The following is a 3,548-nucleotide window of genomic DNA, read 5'->3' on the forward strand; positions in this document are numbered from 1 at the left end:
CTCCGACCCGGCTCGTACCTCCGACAAGGCCGCCACCGAGACCACCGCGGGCTCGCCGCCGGACGTCGGTGCAGGCAGTGGAGCCGCCCCGAGTGGCGACCCCGAGGCCGCCCCCGCGACGAGCGGTCCCGCCAGCGACACGGCCCGGCGCGGCGACACGAAGGCCGCCACCAAGCAGGACGCCGCCCAGGGCGGCAGCACCACCAGCGCCAGCACCGCCAAGGACAGCACCACGACCAAGGACACCGGCGCGACCAAGGGCGGTGACGCAGGCAAGGGCGCGAAGGGTGACGACGCCGACGGTCCGGACAAGGCCGACGGCGAGGCGAAGCCCGTCGGCCCGGAGCGTTGGGAGGCGTTCGCCTCCGCGCCGGAGCCACGGCCCTCCATCTTCACTAGGGCCGGCCGCGCCGTCGGTCGGTTCCTGATCCACGAGTGGACCCTGGCCACCCTCGCCGCCACGGCACTGGCCGTGCTGATGACCTGGCCGACGCTGCGCTATCCGCGCTACACCCTCCCGCAGGACTACTGGGACCCCAGCCTGCAGGCCTGGCAGATGGCCTGGTCCGGGCACATCCTGCTGGCCGACCCGGCGCGCCTGTGGCAGTCCAACACGTTCTTCCCCGAGCTGTGGAGCTTCGCGTTCTCCGACACCCTGCTCGGGTACGCCCCGGCCGGCATGCTCGGCAGCGGTCCCGAGGACGCCATCCTGCGCTACAACATCATGTTCGTGTTGGCGCACGCGCTCGCCACGCTCGGGGCGTACGCGTTGGCCCGACAGCTCGGGGCCGGCCGGATCGGTGCCGCCGTCGCCGGTGTGAGTTACACCTACGCGCCGTGGCTGCTGGCCCAGGCCGGGCACCTGCACGTGCTCTCCAACGGGGGCATCCCGCTGGCACTGGCGATGTTGGCGCGCGGGCACGGTTGGTCCCTCCGACACGGTTACCGGCCGGAGCGACGGCATGACGGCTGGGTCTACGCCGGTTGGCTGGTGGCGGCGTGGCAGCTCAGCCTCGGCTTCGGCATCGGGTTGCCGTTCGCGTACTTCCTGGCCGGCACGGTGCTGGTCGCTGCCGTCCTCTTCTTCGCGCGGCGGCTGCGCACCAGGCAGGCCGTTCCGTTCGGTCGCCGGCTGTTCACCGCCGATCTGCTCGGCGGGGTGTTGTTCGCCGGTATCGGCCTGTTGATGGCGTTCCCGTTCTACAAGGTGACCGAGCTGCACCCGTACGCCGAGCGCACCATCGCCGACATCAGCATCTTCTCGCCGCCGGCGTCGGGCTTCGTGACGGCGCCCGCGGAGTCGCGGATCTGGGGTGGGCTGCACGAGGGGGCCCGGGCGGCACTGCCGTGGCACCCGGAGATGACCCTCCTGCCGGGCTTCGTGCTCTACGCGCTCGCCGCAGGTGGGTTGTTCTTCTCGGTCTGGCGGCTGCGGCAGCGACTGCTGCTGCTGGTCGGGGTGCTGGTGACGATGGCCTTCGCGATGGGCACCCGCTTCTTCGACGGCACCTTCACCTACGTGCCACTCTTCGAGCACCTGCCGGGCTGGAGCGGGTTGCGTACCCCTGGGCGGTTGATGCTCTGGACCACGTTGTTGCTCGCCCTGCTCGCGGCGGGCGCGGTCACCGCGCTCACCGACCGGGTCCGCGAGTTGACCGCGCAACGGATCCCGTCCTGGCCAGGGCCGTGGCTGCGGATGGCCACCCTGCTGCCGCTGCTGCTGGTCACCGTCGAGGGCCTGAACACCACCCCGCATCCGGTGGTGCCGACCCAGCCGGCGGCGATGCGTTCGGCGGAAGGGCCGATGCTGGTGCTGCCCAGCAATCAGAGCCTGGACCAGCACGTGATGCTCTGGTCGACCAGCGGGTTCCCCGACGTGGTCAACGGTGGTAGCGGCTTCACGCCGCGCCAGCTCGACGACGTCCGTCGGGTGAGCCAGTCGTTCCCGGACCAGACGAGCGTCGACTACCTGCGCACGCTCGGCGTCCGCACTGTGGTGCTGCTGCGCGACCAGGTCGCCGGCACACCGTGGGAGATCACCATTGACGCCCCGGTCGAGTCGCTCGGCATCAGCCGGCAGGAGGTCGGGGACGCGGTCGTCTATCGGCTCTGAAGCTCTTCATGGGCGGGGTTTGCGGGGGGATCCCGCCCGGCTCCGGGCGGTCAGGCTTGATCCCTGCGCCGGGCGGGCTCCCCCGCAAACCCTGACGTGGTTCCGGCCGTAGTAGACCTTCAGGCTCTGGGTCAGGTGGTTGGGACGGGCTCGGGTTGCGGTTCGCTGCTCGTCTCTCTGCGGCGCCACCGGTCTGTCCAGGGCGCGTCTGGTGCGCCGTCGAGAACGCCGCCGTCCGGGTCGTCCGGGTAGGTGGCCCGCACCGCGTCCTGCTCGGGGTGCAGGATCTCCCGCACCACAAACCCGCAGAGCACCACCACAGTGGCCAGCCGCAACGTCGAGGCCAGCACGAACACACCCTCCGGGAAGACCGGACGGCTGGTCGCCGCGCCGAGCAGTTCGCCGTAGAAGGCGACGAAGTAGCAGACCTCGGCGATCTGCCAGGCCAGGAACGCGCCCCACTTCGGCCGGGCCAGCACCACCAGCGGAAGCAGCCAGAGGACGAACTGCTGCGACCAGACCTTGCTGAAGATGAGGAACGCCGCCACCACCAGGAAGCCGAGCTGAGCCAGCCGCGGTCGACGTGGTGCCCGCAGCGCCAGCACGGCCACGCCGAGGCAGGCCAACCCGAACAGCGCGTACGACAGGGTGTTGAGGGTGGGGATGTTGGCGTTCAGCCACTCGAACGGGCCGAGCTGGGCGGGGTCGTTGCCGACCTTGCCGTCCAGGTAGCGCCCGATGTACCAGAGCGTGCCCCAGTCGATCGGCCGGGTGGTGTTCAGCTCGAAGAACCGGTCCCAGTTCTCCGGGTACGCCCGGGCGGCCGGCAGGTTCACCAGCACCACGGCGGCGACCGCCGTACCGATGGCGGTGAGCGCGGCGCGGACCCGGTCGGCCCGTAGCGCCAGGATGAGGATCGGCCCGAGCAGGAACAGCGGCCAGAGTTTCGCGGCGCCGGCCAGCCCGAGCAGTACGCCGGCCACCGCCGGTCGTTTCCGGGCCCAGGCCAGCAGGCCGAAGGCGGCCAACCCGATGGCGAGCAGGTCCCAGTTGACGGTGGCGGTGAGCACCAGCGCCGGGGCCAGTGCGAACAGCGCCGCGTCCCAGGGTCGTCGGCGGCGCAGTGCCAGGATCACCGCCACCGTGGCCACCGCGAGCGCGCCCAGCACCAGCGCGTTGAGGTTGTAGAACCACTGCCCCTGGTTGATGCTCGGATCGCCGTCACCGATCGCGTGCACCGGCAGGCCCAGTGCCCCCATGAAGTAGCCGGTCAGCACCGGGTACTCCACCGGGTGGTCACGGTAGGGCACCTTGCCCTCGTTGAGACCTTCGGCGTAGTAGAGGGCGAGGACGTCGGTGTAGCAGAACCGGGTGTACTGGACGTTGTTCTGCCAGGCGCCGTCCTGACACGGCGACTTCTGCACCCAGTGCAGCG

General features: G+C 70.9%; 2 protein-coding genes. One reads left to right on the forward strand and one right to left on the reverse strand.

Annotated features, from left to right (window positions below; all coding sequences use genetic code 11):
- A partial coding sequence (locus KBX53_RS26385; protein WP_210862224.1) for a hypothetical protein occupies positions 1–2,113 on the forward strand: 2,113 nt, incomplete at its 5' end.
- A 131-nt stretch (positions 2,114–2,244) separates the two neighbouring features.
- Here the strand turns inward: KBX53_RS26385 and KBX53_RS26390 are convergent.
- The coding region (locus KBX53_RS26390) for a glycosyltransferase family 87 protein (RefSeq protein ID WP_210862226.1) at positions 2,245–3,548 on the reverse strand (1,304 nt) is incomplete at its 5' end.

It is taken from the genome of Micromonospora sp. M51 (assembly GCF_018070305.1).
Classification (GTDB): Bacteria; Actinomycetota; Actinomycetes; order Mycobacteriales; family Micromonosporaceae; genus Micromonospora; species Micromonospora parva.